This is a genomic window from Halanaerobium sehlinense (assembly GCF_055379485.1).
Genome location: NZ_AP042442.1, coordinates 2,273,028 through 2,298,943 on the forward strand (window position 1 = coordinate 2,273,028; position 25,916 = coordinate 2,298,943).

The 25,916-nt window shown below is 34.4% G+C and carries 30 protein-coding genes and 1 riboswitch; all 30 genes read right to left on the bottom strand.

The annotated features are described in order from the left end of the window. Positions 1 to 12: 12 nt before the first annotated feature. Positions 13 to 1,557, bottom strand: a complete 1,545-nt coding sequence (fliF, locus tag ACZ446_RS11075; protein ID WP_464392614.1) for a flagellar basal-body MS-ring/collar protein FliF — start codon at positions 1,555 to 1,557, stop codon at positions 13 to 15. A 72-nt stretch (positions 1,558 to 1,629) separates the two neighbouring features. Beyond that, a complete protein-coding gene (fliE, locus tag ACZ446_RS11080) occupies positions 1,630 to 1,929 on the bottom strand; it encodes a flagellar hook-basal body complex protein FliE (RefSeq protein ID WP_464392615.1) in 300 nt (99 codons plus the stop codon). A 21-nt stretch (positions 1,930 to 1,950) separates the two neighbouring features. Continuing rightward, complete coding sequence (gene flgC / locus ACZ446_RS11085) at positions 1,951 to 2,391, bottom strand: flagellar basal body rod protein FlgC (protein WP_464394398.1); 441 nt, start codon at positions 2,389 to 2,391, stop codon at positions 1,951 to 1,953. Beyond that, positions 2,388 to 2,795 carry a flagellar basal body rod protein FlgB gene (flgB, locus tag ACZ446_RS11090; protein ID WP_464392616.1) on the bottom strand — a complete coding sequence of 136 codons (408 nt, stop codon included), beginning with the start codon at positions 2,793 to 2,795 and terminating at the stop codon, positions 2,388 to 2,390. Before flgB ends, flgC begins: the two co-directional genes overlap by 4 nt. A gap of 135 nt (positions 2,796 to 2,930) precedes the next feature. After that, positions 2,931 to 3,020: riboswitch (cyclic di-GMP riboswitch) on the bottom strand. A 13-nt stretch (positions 3,021 to 3,033) separates the two neighbouring features. Then, the gene (locus ACZ446_RS11095; RefSeq protein ID WP_464392617.1) at positions 3,034 to 3,387 is read right to left on the bottom strand and encodes a response regulator; all 354 of its coding nucleotides are present in this window, start codon (positions 3,385 to 3,387) and stop codon (positions 3,034 to 3,036) included. Positions 3,388 to 3,479: 92 nt separating this feature from the next. Beyond that, entirely contained in the window at positions 3,480 to 3,980 is a 501-nt protein-coding gene (locus ACZ446_RS11100; RefSeq protein WP_464392618.1) for a chemotaxis protein CheD, read from the bottom strand. Further along, positions 3,973 to 4,575 carry a chemotaxis protein CheC gene (locus tag ACZ446_RS11105; RefSeq protein ID WP_464392619.1) on the bottom strand — a complete coding sequence of 201 codons (603 nt, stop codon included), beginning with the start codon at positions 4,573 to 4,575 and terminating at the stop codon, positions 3,973 to 3,975. The genes ACZ446_RS11100 and ACZ446_RS11105 overlap by 8 nt, the downstream gene beginning before the upstream one ends. Before the next feature lie 11 nt (positions 4,576 to 4,586). Then, entirely contained in the window at positions 4,587 to 5,096 is a 510-nt protein-coding gene (locus ACZ446_RS11110; protein WP_464392620.1) for a chemotaxis protein CheW, read from the bottom strand. A 31-nt stretch (positions 5,097 to 5,127) separates the two neighbouring features. After that, positions 5,128 to 5,619, bottom strand: coding sequence for a chemotaxis protein CheW (locus tag ACZ446_RS11115; protein ID WP_464392621.1), 492 nt, complete (start codon positions 5,617 to 5,619; stop codon positions 5,128 to 5,130). A 12-nt stretch (positions 5,620 to 5,631) separates the two neighbouring features. Continuing rightward, positions 5,632 to 7,623: a methyl-accepting chemotaxis protein gene (locus ACZ446_RS11120; protein ID WP_464392622.1), complete on the bottom strand. Its 1,992-nt coding sequence runs from the start codon at positions 7,621 to 7,623 to the stop codon at positions 5,632 to 5,634. A gap of 25 nt (positions 7,624 to 7,648) precedes the next feature. Beyond that, positions 7,649 to 9,628, bottom strand: a complete 1,980-nt coding sequence (locus tag ACZ446_RS11125; protein WP_464392623.1) for a chemotaxis protein CheW — start codon at positions 9,626 to 9,628, stop codon at positions 7,649 to 7,651. Between the two features lie 63 nt (positions 9,629 to 9,691). Then, entirely contained in the window at positions 9,692 to 10,066 is a 375-nt protein-coding gene (locus tag ACZ446_RS11130; RefSeq protein ID WP_464392624.1) for a hypothetical protein, read from the bottom strand. Position 10,067: 1 nt separating this feature from the next. Continuing rightward, complete coding sequence (gene fliS, locus ACZ446_RS11135) at positions 10,068 to 10,478, bottom strand: flagellar export chaperone FliS (RefSeq protein WP_464392625.1); 411 nt, start codon at positions 10,476 to 10,478, stop codon at positions 10,068 to 10,070. 14 nt (positions 10,479 to 10,492) lie between these two features. Next, complete coding sequence (csrA, locus tag ACZ446_RS11140; protein ID WP_464392626.1) at positions 10,493 to 10,732, bottom strand: carbon storage regulator CsrA; 240 nt, start codon at positions 10,730 to 10,732, stop codon at positions 10,493 to 10,495. After that, positions 10,732 to 11,184 carry a flagellar assembly protein FliW gene (gene fliW, locus ACZ446_RS11145; RefSeq protein ID WP_464394399.1) on the bottom strand — a complete coding sequence of 151 codons (453 nt, stop codon included), beginning with the start codon at positions 11,182 to 11,184 and terminating at the stop codon, positions 10,732 to 10,734. The genes csrA and fliW overlap by 1 nt, the downstream gene beginning before the upstream one ends. A 29-nt stretch (positions 11,185 to 11,213) precedes the next feature. Continuing rightward, on the bottom strand, positions 11,214 to 11,483 hold the full coding sequence (locus ACZ446_RS11150) for a DUF6470 family protein (RefSeq protein ID WP_464392627.1): 270 nt from the start codon (positions 11,481 to 11,483) through the stop codon (positions 11,214 to 11,216). Positions 11,484 to 11,495: 12 nt separating this feature from the next. Continuing rightward, a complete protein-coding gene (locus tag ACZ446_RS11155) occupies positions 11,496 to 12,812 on the bottom strand; it encodes a tetratricopeptide repeat protein (RefSeq protein WP_464392628.1) in 1,317 nt (438 codons plus the stop codon). A 73-nt stretch (positions 12,813 to 12,885) separates the two neighbouring features. Then, positions 12,886 to 13,080, bottom strand: a complete 195-nt coding sequence (locus ACZ446_RS11160; RefSeq protein ID WP_464392629.1) for a hypothetical protein — start codon at positions 13,078 to 13,080, stop codon at positions 12,886 to 12,888. Positions 13,081 to 13,411: 331 nt separating this feature from the next. Further along, positions 13,412 to 14,143, bottom strand: a complete 732-nt coding sequence (locus ACZ446_RS11165; RefSeq protein ID WP_464392630.1) for a nucleoside phosphorylase — start codon at positions 14,141 to 14,143, stop codon at positions 13,412 to 13,414. Positions 14,144 to 14,164: 21 nt separating this feature from the next. Next, positions 14,165 to 15,595, bottom strand: coding sequence for an FAD-dependent oxidoreductase (locus tag ACZ446_RS11170; protein ID WP_464392631.1), 1,431 nt, complete (start codon positions 15,593 to 15,595; stop codon positions 14,165 to 14,167). Positions 15,596 to 15,662: 67 nt separating this feature from the next. Then, positions 15,663 to 16,598 carry an ABC transporter permease gene (locus ACZ446_RS11175; RefSeq protein WP_464392632.1) on the bottom strand — a complete coding sequence of 312 codons (936 nt, stop codon included), beginning with the start codon at positions 16,596 to 16,598 and terminating at the stop codon, positions 15,663 to 15,665. After that, complete coding sequence (locus ACZ446_RS11180) at positions 16,599 to 17,654, bottom strand: ABC transporter permease (RefSeq protein ID WP_464392633.1); 1,056 nt, start codon at positions 17,652 to 17,654, stop codon at positions 16,599 to 16,601. Further along, complete coding sequence (locus ACZ446_RS11185; protein WP_464392634.1) at positions 17,651 to 19,183, bottom strand: ABC transporter ATP-binding protein; 1,533 nt, start codon at positions 19,181 to 19,183, stop codon at positions 17,651 to 17,653. Before ACZ446_RS11185 ends, ACZ446_RS11180 begins: the two co-directional genes overlap by 4 nt. 124 nt (positions 19,184 to 19,307) lie before the next feature. Beyond that, entirely contained in the window at positions 19,308 to 20,321 is a 1,014-nt protein-coding gene (locus ACZ446_RS11190) for a BMP family lipoprotein (protein ID WP_464392635.1), read from the bottom strand. 45 nt (positions 20,322 to 20,366) lie between these two features. Then, entirely contained in the window at positions 20,367 to 21,053 is a 687-nt protein-coding gene (locus ACZ446_RS11195; RefSeq protein ID WP_464392636.1) for a Crp/Fnr family transcriptional regulator, read from the bottom strand. A 130-nt stretch (positions 21,054 to 21,183) separates the two neighbouring features. Continuing rightward, positions 21,184 to 21,741 (bottom strand): methyl-accepting chemotaxis protein, encoded by a 558-nt coding sequence (locus ACZ446_RS11200; protein ID WP_464394400.1) that lies wholly within the window; start codon positions 21,739 to 21,741, stop codon positions 21,184 to 21,186. Further along, positions 21,720 to 22,724, bottom strand: a complete 1,005-nt coding sequence (locus ACZ446_RS11205) for a methyl-accepting chemotaxis protein (protein ID WP_464394401.1) — start codon at positions 22,722 to 22,724, stop codon at positions 21,720 to 21,722. Before ACZ446_RS11205 ends, ACZ446_RS11200 begins: the two co-directional genes overlap by 22 nt. Continuing rightward, complete coding sequence (locus ACZ446_RS11210; RefSeq protein WP_464392637.1) at positions 22,715 to 23,167, bottom strand: PDC sensor domain-containing protein; 453 nt, start codon at positions 23,165 to 23,167, stop codon at positions 22,715 to 22,717. The genes ACZ446_RS11205 and ACZ446_RS11210 overlap by 10 nt, the downstream gene beginning before the upstream one ends. A gap of 211 nt (positions 23,168 to 23,378) precedes the next feature. Beyond that, complete coding sequence (locus ACZ446_RS11215; protein WP_464392638.1) at positions 23,379 to 23,615, bottom strand: hypothetical protein; 237 nt, start codon at positions 23,613 to 23,615, stop codon at positions 23,379 to 23,381. 120 nt (positions 23,616 to 23,735) lie between these two features. Continuing rightward, a complete protein-coding gene (locus tag ACZ446_RS11220) occupies positions 23,736 to 25,751 on the bottom strand; it encodes a methyl-accepting chemotaxis protein (protein ID WP_464392639.1) in 2,016 nt (671 codons plus the stop codon). Between the last annotated feature and the right edge of the window lie 165 nt (positions 25,752 to 25,916).

Sequence of the window (25,916 nt, forward strand, 5' to 3'; positions counted from 1 at the left end):
TTTTAACATTTATTATTCGTCTAAAAGCCAGCTACGAATTAGTTTGGCTGCATTTTCTGGGTCTGAATGAATCATTTGTTCTAACTCTCGTTTCATATGAGCATCTTTTTTCTGTTCACGGTCTGGTTTAAATAATGATTCTAATTCATCTTCATCATCTTCAACTGACATGTCTAAATTAGCTCCTGGTTGAGTCTGCATACCATTTCTTCTGACCAGATAAATAATTAGACCTGCACTTATTAATAAGACAAGTGCGATCAAAGCACCATAGATATACATTCTTCGCCTTTCTGCTGCTGCCTGATTTGCTCTTGCGGCTTCTGCTTCTTGCTGTAGTGAGTTATCAAAGTTAACTGCAGCAATATTTAAAACATCTCCCCGGTCCTGGTCATAACCAATAGCAGCAGCTACCGCTGATCTTATTTGATCGAGCCTTTCCTCATCTACTGTTTGGTCAACCATTACTGAGACTGACAGCTTTTTAACATCTCCTGGTGCATAAACATGCTGTTCAATTCTTTCATTTATTTCATAATTTGTTATTCGGTCTTCACTCTCATAACTTGCAGCTCCAGCATCATCCCCTGCCTGATACTGAGGGATGTTTGCATCAGTTCCCGGCACTCCTTGAGCACCCTGAGCTCCCTGCTGACTACTAGTTGAAACTTCTTCACTTCTAACAATTCCATTTTCATCCACTACTGGCGTATATGTTTTACTTTCAGCCTGCCTCTGGTCGAAATTTAAATCAGCATAAACCTCCACCGCAAAATTGTTTGGACCTAAAACTCTGGTCAAAAGTGAGTTTAGGTCATTTTTTAAAGAAGCTTCAAATTCTTTCCTAAGTACAAAATTCTGAGGATCAACACCCTCTCTACCTAAATAATCATTATTTGAAAGCAAATTCCCATTAGTATCAACTATCGTAACCTCTTCTAAAGGTAAGTCCTGCACCCCACTGGCAACTAAATTGCGAACTGCTTCGATTTGCTTCTGGGTCATTCTAAAACCAGGTTCTAGTTCTACTAAAACAGAAGCAGTAGCAGATTTTTCCTCATCTAAAAAAAGACTTTCCTGAGGTGGGGTTATCTGAACTCTGGAATAACTAATACCCGAAATTGACTGAACAGAACGTCCCAGTTCTCCCCCAAGAGCACGGTAGTAATTTACTTTCCTTTCAAACTCGGTTGTCCCAAATTCACTTTGATCAAAGATTTCAAATCCTACTACTCCCTGATCAGGTAAACCGGCAGAAGCTAAATCCAGTCGAAGTCGATAAATATCTTCTTCAGGAACTAAGATTGTATTACCCTGACCCCCTAATTTATAGTCGATGCTGTTTTCATCCAGCCTTTCCACAATTGCTGCCGAATCGGTGGTGCTTAAATCAGCATAAAGTGGCTGGTAATTAACAGCACTACCTCTAAAAATTAAGTAAGCAAAAGCTAAGGACATTAAAACCGTCAGCACTATAATTAAAATTTGAATGCTCTTATTTAATTTTTTCCATAAGGTGCTGAGTTCTTCCTTATATTTTGCAAACATCTCTTCCATCATAAAACCTCTTTCTGAATTATTAATAACTATAAAAAATCATTTAAAAAAACATTATTACAAAGTCAAAAATTAAACCTGGAGACGCATGATTTCTTTATATGCATCAACAGCTTTAGATTGAACTGTAGTAGTTAAATTAACTGCTATTTTTGCTTTTTCAGCTGCGATCATTACCTGATGAATATTATCAGTTTTACCAGCAGCAAAATCAGCTGTTATCCTTTGTGAATCTTTTTGCAAATAATTAACTTCTGTTAGCTTTTCTTGAAAAAAATCGGAAAAATTTTTGTTTTCTGGTGCCTGAGCCTCTTTACTTTGCTCGAGTTTAAAATTATTTGCAATCTGAATTGGATTAATAATATTGTTCACTGTTTTCACCTCTTCTTAACCTTAAGTGCTAATATTTAAGGCACTATTTGCCATGCTTTTATAATTTGAAATCGCCTGAACATTAGCTTCATAACTCCGACTGGCATCAATCATATTTACCATTTCAGTCATCACACTGACATTCGGCAGCTCTAAATATCCATTTTCATCAGCATCAGGATGATCAGGTCTATACTCTACCCTAAAAGGGGAAGGATCTTCCTCGATCGAACTTATTTCAACACCTGCTTGAGAACCGCTGTTGCTGCCCTCAGCAGAATTTAGTCTGCTGAATTCACTATTGATTTTTTCTCTAAATACTGCAACTTTTCTTCTATAAGTATTGCCATCTCCATCACGAGTGGTTTCTGCATTAGCGATATTACTGGAAATAAGATCCATTCTCAATCTCTGAGCTGTTAATCCAGAAGCACTAATATCAATTCCTTTAAACACTTTTATTTACCTCCCTGATTTATTACCTGATTTAAAGTCGAAAAATGACCTGCCGCACGCCGGGTCATTACATTATAATATATACTGTTTTTAGCCATTTCTGCCATTTCGTGGTCAATATCTACATTGTTTTGATCATTTCGGAAACTGCGGTTATTTTTGGAAGTCGTGATCTGGGAAGTGTAATCTCTTCGAAAAGGAATATGTTTTTCATTAGTAGTTTCAATTGAAAGTTTTTTTGAATTTTCACTGTCTATTTTTTCAGCCAACATCGACTTAAAGTTTATATCCTGCCGTTTATAATTAGGTGTGCCGATATTAGCAATATTATTAGAAATCAATTCTCCACGTTTAACGGATCCATCGAGAGCACCTGTAATGATTGATAAATAGTTATTAATTTTCCCCACCCCCTAAATCAAAATATACATAAAATCGGCCTTTAGTTTTTTCTAAAGGCCACAGATAATTTAATTAAAACAAACTTTAAAGTCATAGTAATAAGATAACTATAACTATGATAAAGTAATTTTTCATTCTAATTATTATGCAGCCTGGCAGTCATAACAATAATTATTGTTTTTAGACCCAGAACTTTGCGTCACTGCCTTTCGACAGTTTTGCCAATATTTATTTGAAAGATTTTAATTAAAGTAATTTTTCTAAAGATTCCATTACTCTATCTTTTTTAAATGGTTTTACAATAAAATCTTTGGCTCCCATTTCAATTGCCTGAATAACAATTTTCTGCTGGCCCATTGCACTGCAAACAACTATCTTTGCTGATGGATCAATATCCTGAATTGCTTTTATTGCCTCTAAACCATCCATAACCGGCATTGTAATATCCATAGTTACAATATCAGGCTTTAATTCCTGATAAAGCTCGACAGCTTCTTTGCCATTTTCTGCTTCACCAGCAATTTCAAAATCGTCCTTAAGAATATTTTTTAGATTTAAACGCATAAAAGCAGCATCATCTACTATTAAAACTGAATTCATATAAGGTTTACCTCCTACTAGTTCTTTATACTGCTATTGTTAATAATAACAGATATATTTTTTATTTACAAGAAAAAATTATTAATTAAGTGTTAAATTATGATATTTTCTTTATTAAAGGCGGTTACTCTAACTTTGCCATCATTGAGATGAAAATACATTGAACGTCCATAATCCTTTGCCAGGTCTGAACCAATAATTCTTATATTTTCATTTTTAAGCACTTCTTTTACCGCTTTAATATTTTTCTGGCCTATCTGCATCACAGACTGGCCCCCTTCTGTCTTAAACATCCCTGCTCCCCCAACAATTTTTGCTTTTAACCTTCTTCTTTTAGCCCCTTTTTTAATCATTTTTTCTAATAAAAATGGAACAGCAGTATCAGCATATTTGGCTTCCGTTTTGTTGCTCCCCTTACTTTTTGGCAGCATAACATGAGCAAGCCCACCTATTTTAGTGTAGTCATCATAAAGAGCTACTCCTATGCAGGAACCAAGACCTAAAATAACAAGCTGGGCATCTTCCTGATCTACTGCCCAGTCAGCCATTTTGACTATTGTTTTTTTTTCAACTTTTTGCTCAGTACTAATCAAGGCTATCACCCATCAAATGCTGGAAAAGAATATCAATTGACTCTTCTTCTGGTATGAAAAAATAATATAATTCCAATTTTTCTTCCGAAATAATAAATTCAGTTTCCAGCAAGATTATCTCATCATCACTCTGGTTGTAATCTATGACTGAACTACTAAGCACAGCTCCCGCCATATCATAGGCTACAGCTGGTAAGCCCTGGCTCAAATTTAAGTCACTAAAAATATTTATTGCCTTTAAGTAAGCTCCACTTAAAATATTTCCCAGTTCTCTTAAAGCAGAACTCTGTATTTCAGCTGATGGTAATTCTCCCTCGCCAAACATAAGGTGAAGGATCTTTTCCACAATCTGCATCTCAAGCACCAAAAGTATTTTCCCAGAAATTTCTCCATCAAAATTGATCAGTGTACAGGAAATATAATCCTCCTGATCTCCTGTGATTTCTGGAAGATCTGTTATCGGCATTAGTTCAATTCTCGGAACTGTTATATCGATTTTTTTGTCAACCATTGTCGAAAAAGCCGTTGCTGCATTACCAGCACCTATATTTGCTATTTCTTTTAAGATATCTTTTTTTGCTTTATCTAAATTCATAACCTGCCCCTTTATGAGTTAACAACATTATCTTCTAATTTCTGAATTTGGTCCATTTCTTCTTTAGTTAAGACACTTTCCAAATCAAGAATCATCAGCAATTCTTCACCTTCAGTTCTACCAACACCTGCTATGTATTTACGATCAATCTTTTGCGCAAGTGAAGGCAAATTTGCAATTTCTTCCCCATTCAGCTCTTTGATCTGTTTTACTTCTTCAACCATCATTCCTGCTGTTAGATTTTCTAATTCTACAATGATGATTATCCGATTGGTATCACTTTGAGAACTTTCCTCTTTTTTTATATTTAATCTAAGCTCTAAATCTATAACAGGAACCACCATACCACGCAAATCTATAAGTCCAGCAATATATTCAGGGCTTTCTGGAACTAAAGTTAGCTCTTTACTTGATAAAATTTCTCTGGTTTGTTTGATATTAACCCCAAATTGCTTGCCAGCAAGAGTAAATATGATATATTTTTCCTGTTCTTCTTTTTTGGTATTATTGTTCAACTGCAATATAATTCACCTCCAAATTTTTTATGATCTTTTAAGCAAAAAGTGTTTTTTCTAAATCAAGAAGAATTAATAAAGGCTTGTTATCACGAGCCCAAACACCTCTTAAATAATCTTCTCTAATCCCCTTTTCAAGTTCTGGTGGTGGAGCTATTTTTTCTTCTTCAACCCAGGCGATACCTTCTATATGATCAACCTGAATACCCAGAAGCTGTTCTTCGCTTTCTACAGTTATTATCCTCTGCTCAGAGTCTGCAAAAAGATGCTTATCAATATGGTCTTCAATCCCAAATCTCCGGCTGAGTTCGATTACCGGCACAATTATACCTCTTAAATTAATAACTCCAACAACATAATCAGCTGTATTTGGTACTTCTGTTATCTTAGTCTCTTTAATAATTTCTCTTGTCTTATCTATCTTTATTCCATACTGTTCTGCATCAATATTAAATACTACATACTGATTTAAATCAGACTTGCTGTCCTGAGCAGCCATTGAAATAGATTTTTCTTTATTTAAGGACATTTTTTCACCTCTTTAAGAAATTTTAAATTCATTAACCAACTCTTTTAACTCTACTGTCATTTCGGTCAGACTTCCAACTGCGTGATTGAGATTGTCAACTGCTTCTGATTGTTTCTGTACTGATTCTGAAATCTGATCACTATTTACAGCCTGCTCTTCAGTCACTCTTGAAATATCTTTACTGCCACGGTTGAGTTCATCAACAGCTTCAGCAGTATCTTTAACCTGAGTTACCACATCTTTTATTTTGTCTGTAATATGGTTAAATGACTTTCCAGTACTTGCTACAGAATCTGCTCCAGCCTTAATTTGAGAGTTCGTATTGTTAATTACTTTAACAGCATCTCCAATTTCCTGCTGAAGGTTATTTACAAGACTTTTTATGTCATCAGTTGAACCTTTTGTTTCTTCGGCTAGATCTCGAATCTCGTCAGCAACAACAGCAAAACCTCTGCCTGCATCTCCAGCTCTTGCTGCCTCTATTGCAGCATTTAAAGCAAGCAAATTAGTCTGTTCAGCTATAGCAGAAATCATATTGACAATTCCATTTATTTTACCAGCAGAAGTATTTAGATTATTGATTTTATCAATTGATTCCGCTGAAACATCAAGAACTTTTTCCATTTCTTCTTCTGTCTTCTGCATCTCCAAAAGACCATTTTTGGCGAGTTCATTTACCTCATCAGTGTGTTCAGTTATCCCCTGAACATTATCATTAATACTCGAGCTTGTCGAGGAAAATTCCTGAGCTGAGGCAGCTACTTCTTCGATGGAAGCAGAAAATTCTTCGATGGAAGCTGCTACGTTATCAACTGCAGAACTAGTTTCAGCTGCAGTCGCTTTTAAATCAGTCCCTGTTTTCTCAGTTTTAACTGCAGAACTGCTGATATTGTCAATCAGCTTTTTAATATTATCTACCATTCTATTAAAGTCAGCTGCAAGTTCTCCAATTTCATCATTGTTTTCAACTTCAGCTTTTTCAGTTAGGTCTCCATCAGCAATTACATTGACGGTGTTTCGAAGCTCTATAATTGGTTTAGAAATATATCCTGCAAGGTAATAAGCAACTGCTGTACCAATTAAAACTGCAATTATTCCAATAATTAAACTAATATAGCGAAGCCTGATTAACGGGCTCAAAACATTTTTGTTATTGGCTTTAATCCCAATTGACCAGTCAGCATTATTTAAAGGAGCGTAAGCTACCCCACTGTCAATTCCCATCAAATTATAAAATTCTATCTGACTTAAGTCGTTCTGCATATTATTAAAAAGCTGTTCCATCTCTGCTCCACCATCAGCTAAGAGCTGCTGGTTACCTATGTATTTTTCATCTTCATATGCGAGAAGGTAATTATCCTGATTAATAATAAAACCATTACCGCTGCCATTAATATTTAACGTTGAAGCAAATTCATTCAATTTATTAAGAGTGATGGTTCCTCCAAAAAATGTTATAAGTTTTCCTTCTACAAAATATGGTTCAATTATCATAATAACCTCTTCAGTTCCACCAGGCTGAGTTAAAGGATTACTGATAAAAATTTCTTCACTATTTAAAGCCTGCTGAAAAATCGGATTATCGGAAAAGTCTAAGTCTTCTTCGGTACTGGTTATACTCATCGTTCCTTCACTATCCAAAATAAACATTGAGTTGAGATATTCATTGCTTTCAACTATATTTTTAAAACGCGCATTATTACCCATCTTGTAATAAAGATCTCTTGCTAAAGCTGTCGGTAAATTAACCCTCGTATCAAACCACGCATGGTCAACATTTTCTATTGCGTTTACTCCCTGGTCAATTACCATATCTAATTGGGCAGCACTGCTCTGTATTTTATCTAGGGCAGAATCATAGATGCTTTCTTCTAAAATATTTTTTGTTTGAAAATAAGTAATAATTGTAGAAAGGGTGATTAATATTAAAACCAGGAGACTTATTATTATAATAAGTTTTGTTTTAATACTCTGCCAGTCTATTTCTTTGATATTCATTTTCATTTAAGACGTCCTCCAATATTTATATTTATTTACTAACAACATCCCTAACATCAATAATTAAAGCAACATCCCCATCTCCAATTATAGTAGCACCACTAATATATCTGGTATCCTGCAGGTATTTTCCAAGAGATTTTATTACAATTTCCTGCTGATTTAGAAGCTGGCCTACAACTAATCCTACTTTTCTTTCACCACTTTTTAAAATAACTACAGAAAGATCTTTTTCGGAGTTCCTAAAAGTCTCCTGTTTTTCATTTCCAAAAATGGAGGCTGCTGAAACAATTGGGATTGTTGTTTCTCTTAATACTATTACATCTTTACCTCTAATTTTTTTGATATTTTGAGGCTCAATTGTCAGGGTTTCACTAACAGAATTTAGCGGAATTGCAAAAGTATCTCCAAGAATCTTAACCATTAATGCCTGTGAGATAGCAAGAGTTAGAGGTAGAGTTATCTTAAAAGTGCTTCCTTCTCCTGGTTCTGAATTAATACTTACCTGCCCATCAAGTTTTTTGACAGTACTGCGGACAATATCCATTCCCACACCTCTACCGGAAACATCTGTTATTTCCTGAGCTGTACTGAAGCCGGGATGGAAAACAAAATCCAGGATATCTCTTTTTTCCATCTGCTGGATTTCTTCTTCTTCAACAATCCCTTTGGCAACTGCTTTTTTGGCAATTGCTGCTGCTTCTATACCTGCACCATCGTCTTTAACTTCAATAATGATTTCGCTTCCTTTTTGGTAAGCAGTTAGCTCAATTCGGCCTTCCTCGTCTTTACCATTTGCTTTTCTTTCTGCTGGCTTTTCGATGCCGTGGTCAATAGCGTTTCTAAGTAAATGGGTTAGAGGATCAGCCAGTTCATCAATAATCGAGCGGTCAAGTTCGGTTTCCTGACCTGTCATTACAAAGTCAATTTTTTTATCCATCTTATTGCTCAAATCCCTCATCATTCTGGGAAAGCGGCTGAACATTACCCCGACCGGAACCATTCTAATCTGCATCACTATGTGGTGTAAATCCATGGTTACTCGGTCAAGCTGAGGCATTATTTCTGTAAATTTTGTTTTTCTAATATTAAGTGATTCCAGGCGGCTTTTATTAATTAATAGCTCTCCAACCATATTCATTAAAGTATCGAGCTTAGAAATATCAACTCTAACGGTAGAACTGCTGTTAAAACTGCTTACACCTGTTTTTTTAGAGTCAATTTTTTTGCTTGTACTTTCTTTATTAGTTTCCAGCTGTGAATTTTGGAGTTCCTCTAAGTTAATTAAGTTAACACTTTGCTGGGATTCTAATTCTGTTTTAAACTCCTCTGAGTCAAGCCAGCTTAAAGCAATAATATCTAAATCTTCAATATCTAATTCAGAGTTTTCGATTTCGTCTCTGCTTGGATTAGATTTAAAAAGCTGACCAATTTCGTCTAACTTCTTTAAAAGCATAAAAGCTCTTACAGACTTAAATTCTTCTTCAACAATTTCAGCTTTAAGCTGATAAACTCTTTCTTTGTCTTTTTTTCTATCTAAGAGTTCCTCTTTTTCTGAATCTGTTAAAAAATCCTCTAAACCGTCTGAGCTTTTTTGAATTTTGCTTTTACCTTCTACTACACTATTTTCTGTATAGGCAATAAGTTCAGCTACTAAAGCATCAATGTCAAAATCTTCGGGCTCTTCCCCACCATTATCTTCTACAGCTTTAACTAAATATTGTATATTATCTAAAGCCTGAAATAAAAGATCAATAAATTCAGTTTTGACACTAACTTTCCCTTCTCTAATCTTATCTAAGCTGTTTTCTAGTTTGTGAGTTAATTCTGTCAACTTTTCAAAACCCATTGCTGCTGCCATTCCCTTTAAAGAGTGAGCAGCTCTAAATATAGCATCAATTGTTTCCTTATCTTCTGGATCGTTTTCCAATGTTAAAATTCCATTATTTAGGACTTCTATATATTCCTTTGCTTCGGCAAAAAACATATTTAAATATTCATTGTCCTTCAAAAAAATCCCTCCCCTGACTTTATTAATCATGTGTTAAATAAAAAAATACTCTAAATTTACTTTTTAGCTTTTTTGATCAAAAAATTTAGCTTCCTGATGGCCTCTGTTATGATATCCTTTAATACTCTTTTTCCGACCATACAGTTCTAAAAGCTTTGCCTTAGTTTCTCCCTTTTTTTGATTGAGAATCTCCATGTTTTCCTGCTGAACTTTTACAGCCTCATTTAAAATTTCTTTTAACTTATTGACATCAGATTTTTCAATTTTTTTTGCTTCAGCTGATTTGATTGCCTCTTCTTTTTCCTCAATCTCTTTGATTAGATCATTTTTAGCAGCTATTACTTCTTTTAGTTCTTCATAAGCAGCTTTTTTTATATATTCTTTTTCTTCTGCCAGCTTCTGATTTAGTTCTTGATATAAGTTGAGTAATGAAGCCATTTTAACCTCCAATATTAACCCTCTGCTGAGGCTCAGACTTTGATTGATTTAATATTATCTCTTTATAAGCAGAATAAAGTTCCTCTAAAAGAGGAATGACATTTTCTAAATGTTTGCTATCTTTTTTTAAATTTGCCTGTAGTAGTTCCTGGTAGATAAAATCATATAAGCTCTCTAATTGTACTGCCAGCTGGCCCCCTCTTTCGGTATCTAAAGTTCTCTGAAGTTCTAGGATAATATTCTGGACCTTAACAATATTTTTATGACTTTCTTCGATATTATTAGCTTCTATATTCTGGACTGCCAGTTTAGCAAATTTTAATGAACCCTGATAGAGCATCAATAATAATTTCCCGGGATTGGCTGTATTAATCTGAGTTTTCTTGTACTGTTCTGCGCGATTTTTATTCACAATAATCGCCTCCTTTAATCCTTTGACTCTGAATTGAATTTTAACTGCTGCAGCTTTTCTAAAAGGTTTTTATTTGAAGCTGCTGCTCTGTTTTCCTTTTTCACATCTTCTAACAATTCTTTTCTTAAAATTTCTATTTCTCTGGGAGCAGTTATCCCCAGCTGAACACTGCCGTTGTCAACTCCAACTACAGTTATTTCTATATCGTCTCCAATTAAAATCTTTTCGTTTTCTTTTCTAGTTAAAACCAGCATTATTCTGACACCTCTTCTATTTGATCAGCCTGCTCAACTTTCGCAAAAATTGGATAGCGAACACTGAATTTTTGGTTATCTAGAATAATCTGGCTGCCTAATTTTTCTTTGAGGTTGATAATTATTGGAGCTGATAGATTGGCAGTTATATTCTCTATTTTATCCTTTAAAGTAATTATATTCAACACTAAAATTTCTTCGATTGAGTTTATTTCTAATTCTTTTTCCTTTTTATCACTTATTTCAAATTCATAATCAGAAATTAAGTTTCCGGGCTCAACTGTAATAAATGCCAGTTCCGGATTCACTATCGACTGCATAATTATAAAGGGTGAATCATCAGCAAAGGGTAGTAAAATAAATTCTCTGTATTCTTCAAATCCGGGCAGCCCGTTTTCGAAATTTATTATTTGATCTCTCTCAATTTCTATTTTTCCAAAGTCTCTTGTCATTAACTCCAATTTATCTGCCCCCTTTTATTTTAGGCCTTAAAATCTATATTTGGTCCGGGCTTATAGACAATTCTTAGTTCTCTTTCTTCAGTATACATAATCTCAGAACCCAAATCTGAGATCTTATAGTTTTCAAAATCAGCCAGTTTATCACCTGTCGAAGCATAAAAGACAGCTGCTTCAGAAGCAGTTTCTTTTCCTTTTTGAGCTATGTCTCCTACCCTATCAGCAAGATTATAAAAGCCCATTGCCTTCCGGGAAGGATAACTATCTATTTTTAAATTTAAATTTTCAAGCATAACGTTTAACTCCTAGTTTTCTTTATTTAAAATATCATAGACTTTTGAGTTATTATAAGAGCTGTAGGGCGCATCTTCCCTTAACCGCTGCAGAATCTCCTGTGCCTCTTGAAGCTGGCCCTGTTCATCTAAAAGCAGTCCCAAATTATATAAGGCCTCTTCGTAATAGTTCGTCTCAGGATAATTATTAATATAAAGCTGATAGTAATTCTCTGCAGCCCGATAATTCTCGGCAAGCTGGCTGCTCCTAGCTAAAAGATAAAGGCTTTCTCTTTTTAAATATTCAGCATCAGAAAACTTATATACCTGCTCAAAAATAGCTGCTGCATCCTGATAACGCTGGTTTCTAAGTGCCTGCAGGCCCAGATTAAACAATTCCTGTTCCCGGTCTTCACTAAAATATTCTTCGTAAACCTCTGCCGGAGTTTTTGTAGCTTCATTTTTTTGGATAGTTCTTATCAAATCAAGAGAAATTAGGTTCTCAACAGCTTTAAACTCCATTAAATCAAGTTTGAGATCTAAATTATTCAAAGAATTGGATCCTTCATTTTGGCTTTCCTGTTGACTATCCTGATCTGGATTCTGATTTTTATTATTTTCTGCTGTAGTTGATTGATTCTGAACTTCTTCCTGCTGAACATTGCTGTCTAATTGAATAGGTTGTTCTTCACTATTTATATAAAAAATTAAAGAGACTGCTAGAAGTGCTGTTAAAATCAGAGCAGTTTCCTTTTTATAATTAAAAAACTTAAATTTGTCTAAATTGAAGCGGCTGAAATCAAAGTTATTCAAACCAAAAAATTTATAATCATTTTCTCTATTTTCACATTCCATGATATAATCTTTGATATTTTTGTTGCCGCTATCCAATTCATAAGCCTGATATAAATATTCAAGTGCTTCCTGATATTTTTGGTCTTCTTTGTATAATAAGCCTAAAATTAAGTAAGGCTCAATTAATTCATCATGCTTATTGATTATGTTTTTTAAAAATTCTATCTTTTCACTTTTGGCAGCAGTATCATTAAATAATATTTCTTTATACTCCTGACGCATTTCTAAAAAATCTTTTTTGGTGATCAGTTCCAAATAATCAAGCGCCTGATTATTTTTTCTTTTCACTGCTAAACTCTGCCTCCAGTAATTTTCAGCTTTATCAAAGCGACATTTGAGATAGTAGCCCAAAGCTAATAAATTAAGTGCTAAAACATCTTTAGGGTTAAACTTCAGGCAGAGTTTTAATTCTTTTACTGCTTCAGTTACATTATTTTTTTTGAATAATTCTAAGGCTTTTTGATAGTGAAAATTAGTTCTATTATTTTTATTCATTAAGGTACCCCACAAGTTTTAATAAATTCATATTTAAAGTTCAATTCACAATCAATATGACCATTTAAAAAAATTAAGCTTTCACATTCAAATGGTGACCGCGATTAATCCCGGCTGCCTGCTGGACTGCTTCAGTAGTTTCCTGCATTCCTTCCAAAAGTTTACCAACACTAGCTGCGTCCTGGCCCATTGATTTCTGCATTGATATCATACCTAAGGCCTGCTGTACACTTGCAATTTGACTCTGCATGGCAGAATTTATATTCATTTGCTTCAACTCCTTTTTTTGCTCGCAATTATAATTTATTATAGCATATTATTTGTGAGGATAAAAGAAAATCACTGATTTAAAAGCCTTTCTGGACAATATGAGCTCTTATTATTAGTATCGTTTAGAATGACTCAATTATTAAATGTTATGAGTGTTGATTTAAGTTAATTAAGTCGTTTAAAGACCATTTAAATCCTATTTTCAGGCTTATATAACCTGATTTAAACTCATATTTTATTTTTCTATGCTTTTTATCAAGAATATGCTCTTCTTTCTTATCTCCAGCATATAAAAAGACAGCTTTCTTAGTGAAAACTGTCCTTAAAAATTAACTATTATATTCTGCTAAAGCCTCTAATGCAATCTTAATTTCTCTTCTCTCACCCTCCATCACTACCTCTTCCTGATTGACATAACTATTAATTCCAGCCGAAGAATCCTGAGCATCATTTACCACAACATTTAAAACCGATGCTGCTCTAACTCCTCGCAAATTAGCAAGAGTAAAAAGTGAGGCTGTCTCCATATCAGAGGCCAGAACGTTTTTACTGCTCCAGTAATCGATCACTTCCTGATTATGGTCAATGTAAAACGATTCATGACTGCGGCATATACCGAGCTTATAGGCAAAATCAAACTCTTCAGATTTAACTTTCAGCAGAGAGGTTATTTCAAAATCACTGACTGCTGGGTAAACCTGATCAACATAAGTTTTGCTTAAACCGTCTTCTCTAACTGCAGCTGAAGCAATTACTAAATCACCAAGTTGTAAATCTGGCTGTAAAGCTCCACAACTTCCAATTCGAATAAAATTCCCCCCCCCACAATTGATAAGTTCTTCCAGTGCTATCCCCATTGAACAGCCGCCAATCCCAGTCGAAGTAACGGTAATTGGAACTCCTTTGTAGCTTCCAGTTACTGTTCTAAACTCCCTGTTAAAAGCAACCTCTTTTACATCATCTAAATATTTAGCAACTCTCAAAACTCGCTCATGATCACCAGGAAGCAGTACATTACTGGCAATATCTTCTTTACTACAAAGTAGATGTGCTTCTTTCATATAATCAACTCCTTATTATCACTAAAAATTATTAAATTTCAAAGCAGCTTCTGCTAGAATTTCAGTTCTGCTTGGATGTACATAGATATTCCCGACAAGATCCTCCCAGCTTAAATTGCTGCTATTAATTGATAAGCTCGAAATAATTTCAGATAAATCATCTCCAACCAGATAGATCCCAAGAACAGTATTTTCATTTTTTGATAAAATAACTTTTACAAAACCTTCATTTTCACAATTTAGGCTTCTCCAGCAGTCCTTAAAATAATATTTTTCAACCCGATATTCTATCTTTTTTGTTTTAAGGTCTGTCTCACTCATTCCAAGACCCGCAATTTCAGGCATTGTAAAAATATTTAAAGGAATTAACTGTTCCGAGGCAGCCTTAAGTTTTTTAGAAGCCAGATCTGGTTGAGAATTAACTGACTTAATCTCTTTATTTTTTATATGCTGAATAATCTGCAGAGCATCATTAATTGCGGTACTGGAAATACCATATCTGCCGTTCACATCACCGGCTGCATAAATTCCTTTAATATTTGTTTGCAGATTATAATCAACAGCAATTGCATTTTTCTCTATTTTGATTCCTGTCTTCTCTATCCCAGCTGGATAATTAACCTTTCTTCCCGCTGTAAGCAGAATCTGATCAACATCTGAAATTAAATTTTCAATTTTAGTTAAAGCAGCTGGCTTAAAATTTCCACTCAGATTAATTTTAAGATCTTTAGCAGCTGAGTTTTTAATAACTTGAGCTGATTTAAGTTTTGTTGAGGTTAAGATCTCAACCCCATTTGACTTTAATTTTTCTTTAAGCTGATTACTTAAATCATTATCAATCCCAGGCAAAAAATCAGCCTCCATTTCAACTAAAATAACCTTAACCCCTAAAAAACTATAGATCGAAGCAAATTCTGCTCCTTCAATATTGCTGCCGACAATCATCATTTTTTGCGGCAATTTTTTCTGTGTAACCGCCTGCTGATGAGAGATTATATATTCGCCATCAATTTTTAATTTACTGCTTCCTTTTGCCTGACTTCCGGTAGCAATAATAATATTTTCAGCTTTTATTATTTTATCTTTTAACTGATATTTTTTAGCTGAAATAAATTCCCCATCAGCAAAATAAATGTCAACACCTGCTTCTATAAGATCTTTTTTAATTTTATTTTCTATGTCTTCAAAATCTCTTTCCTGAAGAAGAAAATCTTCTGGCCAGCCTTCAAATCTAATTCCCCTGATATTTTTCACTGCTTTTTGATAGGTTTTAATTCTATCAGAAATCCTCTTGACAGCTAAACTACCCCAGTAAAAGGCTGTTCCCCCGAGTTTTGATTTTTCCACAACAGCAGTTTTTAAACCGCACCTTCCAGCCTGGCGGGCAGCATAAAAGCCAGCTGCCCCGCATCCAATTACTAATAGATCATAACTTGATTCTTTTCTCTTCACTTTAACTCCCCTCCAGCTTTTCTAAAAGCGATCAAATAAATTAATAAAGAAAGCTCCGATAAGTAATTTAGCTGACTGTTTCCATCGAATTATTCTTCTTTTTATTAAGGTGTCTTCTTGCAATAATAAAGAGAGCAATGACTGTAAATAGATAGGGAATAGCTTTACTAAACTGAGATGGCACTCCCACTCCCTGCAGTCTCATTCCGACAGCATCAAAAAATCCGAATAAAAGAGCGGCTCCAAAGGTTTTAACAGGATGAGAGCGGCCAAAAATTATTGCTGCAAGTGCTATAAAACCACGATCAGCACTCATACCTTCAGAAAATAGGGTTAGGTAGCCTAATGAAAGATGGGCCCCTGCCAGTCCACAAAAAACTCCACACATAACTGAACTAAAATGTTTCATCAGCTGAGAACTAACCCCGACTGTATCCAAAGCTTCCGGATATTCTCCTGAAGCTCTAAGCCACATTCCGTAGGGTGTTTTATAAAGAAATATTGTCACTAAAACAACCAAAATCCAGCTTAGATAAACTGTAACCGAGTGGTTATTAAAAATAATATTTAGAAATTCTATATTTTCTAAAAATGGCATCTGGATTCTTGGAATAGCAATAATCTGATCAGAAGAAAAAGCACCTTTAACACCAAAAATACTTCTTAAAAGAAAAACTGTTAAACCTCCGGCAAAAATATTAATTGCAATCCCAACTATAAATTCATCTGCCTTTAACTTAACCACCATAAAGCTAAAGAAAATACCAATTATTATACCTGAAAGAACTGCAAAAACTACTCCCATAAAAGAGCTGGCAAAAAGATAACTACCCAGAACTCCAAAAAAAGCTCCAATTAAAATCATTCCATCCATTCCGATATTTAAGATATCTGCCTGCATGGTTAAAAGTCCACCTAAAGCTGCTAAAATAAGAGGAGTTGAGGTTCGAATAGTATTTTGAATCACAGATAGGTTAAAAATCCTTGCTAAAATTTCTTCCATTTAAGCTTCCTCTCCTCTCTTAAATAATGGTTTGATAATTTTTTTCATACCGGCTTCTCCGGCAATAAAGAAGATAATTACTGACTGAATAATTAAAACAAGTTCAGACGGAATTTCAGTTGCCATCTCCATAGACATTGAACCGGTTTTTAACACTGCAAAAAAGAAGGACATAAAAATAATTCCAAGTGGATTATTCTTAACAATCAGTGCTATCAACATTCCATCAAAATAATAACCGGGAGAAATGGCCTGTAAAAAGCGGAAGTGAGTTCCAAGAACTTCAAAAGCCCCCGCAATTCCAGCAAGTCCTCCAGATATCAGCATTGCTGTAATCATTCTTTTTTTAGAGTTTACTCCACCATAATCAGCAAAGTCCTTGTTCTGACCCACCATTTTAAAGTCATAACCCAGAGTTGTTTTTTCCATCAAATAATAAATCATAATTCCAATAACTGCCACCATAAAAATACTGCTATTTAAATTAGAAAGTCTAACCAGACGGCTTAATTGATATCCCTCAGCTATTACATCTGTACCACCCATTTTCCCCTGGCTGGTTGCAAAAGGATAGTTAACAAGATAACCGGTAAAAAATATAGCAACACTGTTTAGCATAATGGTAGTAATTACCTCATCAATATCATAATATACCTTTAGCAGTGCAGGAATATAAGCGTAAGCCGCTCCAACTGCTGCTGCCAGTAAAACGGCAATTAAAATTCCTAAATAACCTGGTAGAGAGGTAAATGTTATCCCAACATAGGCAGCTGCAAATGCTCCGAGGTAAAGCTGGCCTTCTCCACCAATATTATAAATTCCTGCCCTAAAAGAAACAGCTGTAGCCAGTCCTGTCAAAACAAGGGGTACCATTTTAGAAAGTGTAGTTGCAAAACGATACTGTGAATTAAAAGCTCCCTCAAACATTGCCTTATACCCTAAAATAGGATTCTTCCCATAAAACCACATAATTATTCCACCGAGCAGAAGGGCAGCTGCAATAGATATAAATAATGAGATTAAATATTCAACTTTATATTTATCTTTTTTAATCAATGCCTTTCACCTCTTTTTTCAGTCATGTAGAGACCAATTTCCTGTTTTGATAAGCTGCTGTCATTTTTAAATTCACCTGTGATCTCACCCTCATAAATAGTTAAAATTCTATCTGAAAGGCGTAAAACCTCATCAAGTTCGGCTGAAACCAGTAAAATTGCACAGCCCTCATTTCTTTTCTTCATTATCTCTTCATGTATAAATTCTATTGCACCAATGTCAACCCCTCTGGTTGGCTGTGAGATTAGAAGTATTGGGCTTTCAAAGGAAAACTCTCTGGCAATAACCATTTTCTGCATATTACCACCTGACAGGCTGCCCGCATTTACCTCAGACGAAGGTGTTCTGACATCAAAGTCCTCAATTAATTTCTCTGCTTCTTTTTTTACGCTCTTCTGGTCTAAATGAATTTTGTGATGAGAAAACTGCTGCTGATACTGTTTGCCCATTAATAAGTTTTCTGCAATACTAGCTTCTTTACTCATTCCATTTTTTAATCTATCTTCAGGAATATGAACAACTCCATTTTTTCTTATTTCAGCACTGTCTGCATTTGATAAATCCTGATCGTTAATAAAAATCTTACCTGATTCTAATTTGCGCAGACCTGCAATCACTTCTATTAACTCTGACTGACCATTACCTTCTACTCCGGCAATTCCTAAAATTTCTCCCTGGCGCACTCTAAAGGAAACATTTTTTACAGCTTGTAGATTCCTGCTATCTCTGGCCTCAATATTTTTGACCTCAAGCTGAACAGAACCGTTTTTATCATCACGATCAAGGTCGGATAAAAGAACTTCTCGTCCAACCATAAGCTCAGCTATTTTCTCCTTGGTGGCATCTTTGGTCTGCATGGTTTTTAATTTCTTACCCCGTCTCATTACTGTTACTCGATCAGAAATACTCATAACCTCATTTAATTTATGAGTGATAAAAATTACTGTCTTATTTTTTTCCTTAACTAAGGTTTTAATTACCTCAAAAAGGTCCTCGGTTTCCTGTGGAGTTAAAACAGCTGTCGGCTCATCTAAAATTAAAATATCAGCTCCGTGATAAAGAACTTTTAAAATCTCAATTCGCTGCTGGATTCCAACTGAAACGTCTTCAACCTTTTGTGCGGGATCAACTTCAAGCCCGTATTCTGCTCTCAAATCTTCTGTTATTTTTTCGGCCTTTTTAAAGTCGGTGAATATATTCTTTTTGCGAGGTTCATAACCTAAAACTATGTTTTCAGCAATACTGAAAGAAGGAATTAGCATAAAGTGCTGGTGAACCATTCCGATTCCCATTTCAATCGCTTTAGAGGGATTATCTATTTTAACTTTCTGGCCTTTAATATAGATATTCCCTGAACTTGGTTTATGCATTCCATAAAGTATTTTTAAAAGTGTTGTTTTCCCAGCTCCATTTTCACCAACAATTGCATGTATTTCACCTTTATTAATCCCTAAATTAATATCATCATTGGCAATAACTCCGGGAAAGACTTTCCTTATATTTTCAAAGCGAATTAATTCTTCTGCCATTACTTTCACCTCTATAAAATTAATAAATTTAAAGGAGGAGCAACTTTCGCCCCTCCTAAATGACTGAATCTAATATTCATCTTGATTTTTGGCTCTTTTTAAGACTTAAGCTAAAGAGCTTAAATTAATACGCGTCTGAAACTTCAATTTCACCATTAATAATTTTTTCTTTAATTAACTGAACTTTTTCTTTAACTTCAGCAGGGACAATCTGCTCCATATCCTCTGTTCCATAGCCAATATAAACCCCTTCTTCTTCAAGACCATAGGTATAAAGCCCACCAGAATTAAGCTCATCATTAATAATTCTTTCAATTGATTCGTAAACTGAAACATTAACAGCTTTAACAACACTGGCAATTATTACATCTGGATTTATGTAACGCTGATCAGCATCAACTCCAATTACATAACGATCCTGCTCTTCAGCTGCCTGGAATACACCTTCTCCTGTTTTTCCAGCAGCTGCAAAAATAATATCAGCTCCCTGAGAGAAAAGTGTTAAAGCTGATTCTTTACCCTGAGCTGGATCTTCAAAATCTCCTGCAAAAACAGTTTCCACAGCTGTTTCAGAGTCAGCATAAGCTGCACCTTCCTGATAACCAACCTGGAAGTTTCTGATTACAGGAATATCCATTCCTCCAACCATGCCAATCATTTTTTCAGCTGTAATATTAGCAATATCGCTTCTTTGGGTCATCATTGAAGCTAATGCTCCTGCTAAAAATGAACCTTCATTTTCTTTATAAACAATTGAAGTTATATTAGAGTGTCCTTCAATGTTATTATCAACATAAATATATTCAACTTCCGGGAATTCTGGAGCTATGCTCTGAACTACATCAAAAAATTCAAATCCTACTACCACTACAACATCAGCATACATTGAACCCTGGATTAAACGATCTCTAAAGAGTGATGGATCATTTCTACATTCTAACACTCTTGATTCAACACCAAAGTCTTCTTCTGCCCATTCTACACCCTGAGCAGATGAGTCATAAAAAGATCTGTCTCCTAATCCACCAGCTACTACCAGAGCAACCTTTAAATCAGAGCCCTCCTCAGCAGCTGCTGTCCCAACAAAAATTGAAGTAACGACTAAAAGCAAAGCTAATACTAATAAAATCTTTTTCATTTAAATATCCCCTCTCTTAATAATGTGATTTAATTTAAAACCGCTTTATTTATAGCGGCTTAGTTCCTCTTCTTTGTTTAAAGCTTTAATATCTTTGATTATAATACTGCTATTTTTTAGTTCAATTATCTCTTTTTCGCTAAGATTTTTCAAAACTCGATTAATACTTCTTTTAGTAACAGCAAGCTGATCAGAAAGCTGTTTGCGATCAATCTGTAGCTCAATTCTCTTAGAGCTTGAGCCTTTTTCTTCTACCTTATAGCCAAGATAATTACAGATCCGATAGCGGAGAGAATAAAGCATATCTTCGCCGGCTTTATGTGAAAGTTTATAAAAGCTGTCACAAAGTGTCTTTGTTAAATAAAGTAAGTAATCATGGTCTTTTTTAATCCATTCCATAAAGTATTTTCTTTCCAGGCGGATAATTCTGGCTGCTGTTAAAGTTTCAACTGTACAAACATATGGCTGTTGATTAAAAATTTCTAATTCACCAAAATAGTCACCACTTTTATAAATTGACTGTACATATTTACTGCCATTTTCAGCCATTAAATAAATATTGAGGTATCCTTCTATCAGATAATAAAAATAATCAGAAAGCTCTCCTTGATAACAGATAACCTCTCCTTTATCATAATCTTTAACTTCCCACTTATCTATTATTTCTGCAGGTGAATTAGCAAAAATTTCGGCAAATTTTTCATCATTTTTTATAATTTTTTTTAAATTCATTCTTCTCACCCTAATTTTAAGATATCTAAATCAAAAAATGAAGGACATATGTCCTGCAAAAGAGATGGCTCTATAAGAACCATCTCCATTTTTAAATATGCTATTATCATAGAAACTTTTCTATTTTCTTTTAAATTTCAAATTGGTCTACAGCGGTTTTTAATTCTTCTGCATAGTCGGCCAGTTTCTCTGCTGAAGAAACAATTTCTTCTGTTGCTGCAATCTGTTCCTGACTGGCTGCAGCAACTTCTTCAGAATTGCTAGCTGAAGTTTCACTTACTGCTGCAATGTCATTAACTCCACTTTCTACATAATCACTATTTTCCTTCATCTTATTAGAATCATTGGCGACCTGGTTAATTAAAATCAATAAATCTTCGGCTGATCTTTCTATTTTACTAAAAACTTCGCCCGTTTCTTCTGCCATCTCAACATTTTCTTCTATATTTTTTTGTCCTTTTTCATTATTTGTTATAACATCTGCCACACTATTTTGGATAGCCTGAATCAGTTTATTTATTTTATCAGTTGCTCCTGCTGATTCTTCTGCAAGTTCTCTAATCTCATCTGCAACAACTGAAAATCCTCGCCCTGCTTCACCGGCTCTAGCTGCTTCTATAGCAGCATTTAAAGCAAGTAAATTGGTTTGATCTGCAATTTGATTAATTAAATTAACAATTTCTCCAATCTCTTTTGATTTTTTCCCAGTTCTTTCACATTAGCTGCTACAAGCTGATTTGAATTTTTAACCTGATTATTCTGTTTAATTGAACTATTGATATATTCATTACCCTGGTCAATCTCGTTTTTAACACTTTCAGCCTCTTTGATCATCTGATCAGATTTGGCAGCATTTGCAGCTATAACCTGATTTAGATTTGTAATGCTACTCGATATTTCCTCAATTTGAGCAGACTGTTCTTCAGCTCCTGAGGCTACGTTTTCAATTGAACGACCAACTTCCTCGGCATTTTTTTCTACCTGAGAACCATTGGCACTTAGCTCTTCACTAGAAGCAGCTAGCTCCTGAGCTGTTGCTTTCACCTGATTAATTATCTTCTGTAAATTAATTACCATTGAATTAATGGATTTAAGCAACTGGCCAAGTTCATCTTTTTCATTAACCCTAAATTTATCTAAATCAAGCCTCTGAGTTAAATCACCAGCAGCTACCTTATCGGCTACATTGGCCACACTCCTGATTGGATTAACAATTGAGCGAGCAATTAAATAACTGACTAAAATACCGATTAAAATTGCAATTACTGCTGCAAAAATACTGCTGTTGCTAATAGTGTTCAGGGGAGAAAACATCTCTCTTTCTTTGGCAGTTAAAGCAACCGACCAGTTAACACCCTCAACTGTTGCAAAGGCCAAATTCCACTTTTGATTGGCTTCTAAATAACTTTTATAACCACTATCACTTTCAATAACTGTAGCTGCTGTTTTTTCAAATTCTACTCCTTGCTCTTCCATTAGATCCTGATTACCCAGATATTCATCATTAGGATGTGCCAGCACATTCCCTGCTTGATCTAAAATTATTCCATATCCATTACCATTAATATTCATATCAGCTGTTAGGTTCTGCAAAATATCCAGTGCTACAACTGCACCGACAACTCCTACAAATTTCTCCTCCCTAAAAATAGGGCTGGCAATTATTGTGATTGGACGTCCGGTTTCAAAACTTTCTGTTGGCTCAGAAAAACCTGTTCTTTATCTGCCTTAACCTGCTTAAAATAATTTTGATAAGCCACACTTGTTTCAAACTGATTTGTATCTTTCATCATTCCTTCAGGATCAACAATAAATAATGATTCAATCTGTGGATCATCATCTGAAATAGGCTTTAAATCTTGATACTGCTTCTCCCAATCCATACTCTTTATACTCTCTAAATAACTTAAATTTTGAACTATTTTCCCTTTTTCCTCTGTCCAGAGGCGGATAGTTTCAACAGATTTTTGGGCATTATTTTCTGCCTCAGCCTGTAGAGTATTACTTAAAATGTTTTCCGACTGCTGAAAAGCATAGTAAGAACTGCCAGCAATTAATAAAAATAACATAAGACTGATTAAAATAATCATCTTCGTTTTAATACTTTTAAACATAGAATTTCCCCTTTCTGAAATAAAAATTGTGCAGAGTTTTTCCCTCTAAAATTTTATTTTAAAGAACTTAATCAAATTCTTTAAAGTCATAATTATAATTTTAAAATTAATCTACTTATTTTTGATTAAGTTCATTATTTGCTATAATCTCTAAATTTAGTTAAAATAACCATCTAAAATAAAAACCGCTACCCAAAAAGGTAACGGTATTCTACTCATCATATTCTATTACATTAGAAATTATAAATTTATCATCCCTAATATATTTACGGATCAATTTCTCATCTACACCAGTTTCTTTGTGGATTTTTTGAACTGTTGAATTAGGATGATCCCAAAGAAAATCTTTAATCTTCCGCAGTTTATACTGGTTTTTTTCCTGACATTCATCACAGAGACCAGAATTGTTTTTAGTAAGTGAGCCACAGATATAGCAGTTAGAAACCATGTTTTATCCTCCATATATTATAATAATTATTAGTATATCTATATTTTAACAAATAACTGCTTAAATATCCATGTTTTTTAGAATAAAACACTTAAATAATTAGAATAAGTAGCACTTATTTTAAAACTGAAACTTATTGACTGATTTTGCCAGGCTTTCTGCAATCTGAGCCATATTTTTGGCAGAAGAAATAATTTCTTCTGTAGCTGCCACCTGTTCTTCAGAGGAAGCTGCAACTTCTTCGGCATTTGAAGCGGCTTCTTCACTAACACTTGTAATTTCATTTAAATTATCTTTTACTGTTAGACTTCCTTCTTCAACCTTATCTGTACTGCTGTTAATTTCAGTTATACCTTCAACTAGAACCTTAGAACCACCTTTAATATTCTCAAATACCTCACCGGTATTTTCAATTGTTTTTACACTCTTTTCAACCTTAGTTTGATTTTGATCCATCTTTTCTACAGCAACTTGGACATTATTCTGGACTTTAGAAATCAAATTAGAAATATTATCAGTTGCAGTCTGTGATTCTTCTGCTAGCTGTCTAATCTCATCAGCAACTACTGAAAAACCTCGACCAGATTCTCCTACTCTTGCAGCCTCAATAGCTGCATTTAAGGCCAATAGATTTGTCTGATCAGCAATACCCCTAATTAGTTCTACTATCTCTCCTATTTCCTGTGAGAGCTCGCCTAGGCCATTGATTGTTTGAGCAGCCTCTTCTGTATCAGCTTTAACTTCATTAATTCCCTGTACAGATAGATTTACCTGTTCAGTTCCGGAGTCTATATTCTCCCTAACTTTTTCTGTTTCTTTGCCCATTGTTCTGGCCCGTTTAGAAATTTCTTTTAAATAACTTTCCAGACTTTCAAAAACTTTTTCCGTTTCATCAATTTGGGCTGATTGTTCTTCAGCACCTGAGGCTACATTCTGAATTGATCTTCCAACTTCTTCTGCACTATCTCCAACCTGTTCTCCAGCTGCAGATAATTCTTCACTTGAAGCTGCAACCTGATCAGCCTGCTGAGAAATATCAATTATAATATCTTTTAAACTTGCTTTCATTTTATTTAAAGCTTTCATTAGAAGCTTAAATTCGTCTTTAGAACCAGTTGTCTGAAGCTCTGCCTTTAAATTACCTGCTGCAATTTGATTTGCAAAATCTAAAATAGCATTGATTGGCTTTAAAATATATTTGCGGAAGGCAATTAAAATAATTAAGCTTAAAACAATTAAAATTACTACTGATAGAAAAATAATCCGCTGAATAATTGTATCAGAGGCTGCCTGAACTTCACTTTCTGGAATTTCAGCCAGAATATAACCTGGAATCTCAGCTAGTTTTTTAAAACTAAGCAGCTGAGTCTGACCATCTTTTTGATAACTAAAATACCTTTGATCATTATTTTTTAACTGACTAAAAGCAAATTGAGTTTCAACATTTTCTTTATTTAAAACCTTATCTATATCTGAATGGGCTATGTAATTTCCATTCTGATCAATAATATAGGCCTGACCGTTTTCGCCAACTTCAACATTTGCTATTAAATCACTTAAAAAATTAAGGTTAACATCTACACCTAAAACACCTTCAAAATTACCGTCAATTATTACTGGAGCTGCAATTGTAATTACAAGCTCACCACTTGCTGCATCTAAATAAATCTCAGTCCAAATTGTATCAGATTCTCTGCTTGCTGCCTGATACCAGCTGCGATCTCTTGGATCATAATCAGAGCTTAATGTAACTTCTGGATAGGGGTAATGTTCGCCCTCTGGTGAACTAAAGTATAAATATTTAAAATGAGGATTTTTAGCTGCGATTTTACTAAGTATAGTTTTCTTTTCTTCATAATCTCCATTAACTAAGTTAGAATTAGTGGCAAGGGTCTCAATTACCATTCTGGTCCCCCTGAGCTGATTATCTACTTCACTGTTGATATAATCGGTTGTCTTAAGGTTTCTATCTAATGCCAGTTTAGTCGTTTCTTCTTTCACTTTTGTGCTAATAAAATAAGCTAAAGCTGAAAAAGCTAAGATTAGAATAAGCACTACTGCCACAATTGCTTTGACAGAGAAGCGATTCCAAAATGATACTTTTTCTGCTTTAAAGTTTCCCTTGGATTTTTTCATGTTTTCCTCCTTGGGGTTTGAAATTTCTTATTAACTATGATTAATCCTATTTCTAGTATACAATATTTCTGCTTATTTTGCTAAATTATTAAAATTTATCTTTTTTTGTCGAATTTAAGATATTTTTTTAACAAAGAAGATTTTAAAAAAATTATATAGAAATAT

Bases quoted from the DNA above. Each gene is read 5' to 3' on its own strand.
- ACZ446_RS11175 (WP_464392632.1), bottom strand. From the start codon at position 16,598: ATGGAAGAAATTTTAGCAAGGATTTTTAACCTATCTGTGATTCAAAAT.
- fliW (WP_464394399.1), bottom strand. From the start codon at position 11,184: ATGACAAGAGACTTTGGAAAAATAGAAATTGAGAGAGATCAAATAATA.
- csrA (WP_464392626.1), bottom strand. From the start codon at position 10,732: ATGCTGGTTTTAACTAGAAAAGAAAACGAAAAGATTTTAATTGGAGAC.
- fliF (WP_464392614.1), bottom strand. From the start codon at position 1,557: ATGGAAGAGATGTTTGCAAAATATAAGGAAGAACTCAGCACCTTATGG.
- ACZ446_RS11160 (WP_464392629.1), bottom strand. From the start codon at position 13,080: ATGAATATAAATTCTGCCATGCAGAGTCAAATTGCAAGTGTACAGCAG.
- ACZ446_RS11155 (WP_464392628.1), bottom strand. From the start codon at position 12,812: ATGAATAAAAATAATAGAACTAATTTTCACTATCAAAAAGCCTTAGAA.
- ACZ446_RS11195 (WP_464392636.1), bottom strand. From the start codon at position 21,053: ATGAATTTAAAAAAAATTATAAAAAATGATGAAAAATTTGCCGAAATT.
- ACZ446_RS11130 (WP_464392624.1), bottom strand. From the start codon at position 10,066: ATGGCTTCATTACTCAACTTATATCAAGAACTAAATCAGAAGCTGGCA.
- ACZ446_RS11220 (WP_464392639.1), bottom strand. From the start codon at position 25,751: ATGAAAAAATCCAAGGGAAACTTTAAAGCAGAAAAAGTATCATTTTGG.
- ACZ446_RS11095 (WP_464392617.1), bottom strand. From the start codon at position 3,387: ATGAATTCAGTTTTAATAGTAGATGATGCTGCTTTTATGCGTTTAAAT.
- ACZ446_RS11210 (WP_464392637.1), bottom strand. From the start codon at position 23,167: ATGTTTAAAAGTATTAAAACGAAGATGATTATTTTAATCAGTCTTATG.
- ACZ446_RS11115 (WP_464392621.1), bottom strand. From the start codon at position 5,619: ATGTCCTTAAATAAAGAAAAATCTATTTCAATGGCTGCTCAGGACAGC.
- ACZ446_RS11165 (WP_464392630.1), bottom strand. From the start codon at position 14,143: ATGAAAGAAGCACATCTACTTTGTAGTAAAGAAGATATTGCCAGTAAT.
- ACZ446_RS11190 (WP_464392635.1), bottom strand. From the start codon at position 20,321: ATGAAAAAGATTTTATTAGTATTAGCTTTGCTTTTAGTCGTTACTTCA.
- ACZ446_RS11150 (WP_464392627.1), bottom strand. From the start codon at position 11,483: ATGCTTGAAAATTTAAATTTAAAAATAGATAGTTATCCTTCCCGGAAG.
- ACZ446_RS11120 (WP_464392622.1), bottom strand. From the start codon at position 7,623: ATGAAAATGAATATCAAAGAAATAGACTGGCAGAGTATTAAAACAAAA.
- ACZ446_RS11185 (WP_464392634.1), bottom strand. From the start codon at position 19,183: ATGGCAGAAGAATTAATTCGCTTTGAAAATATAAGGAAAGTCTTTCCC.
- ACZ446_RS11215 (WP_464392638.1), bottom strand. From the start codon at position 23,615: ATGGTTTCTAACTGCTATATCTGTGGCTCACTTACTAAAAACAATTCT.
- ACZ446_RS11105 (WP_464392619.1), bottom strand. From the start codon at position 4,575: ATGAATTTAGATAAAGCAAAAAAAGATATCTTAAAAGAAATAGCAAAT.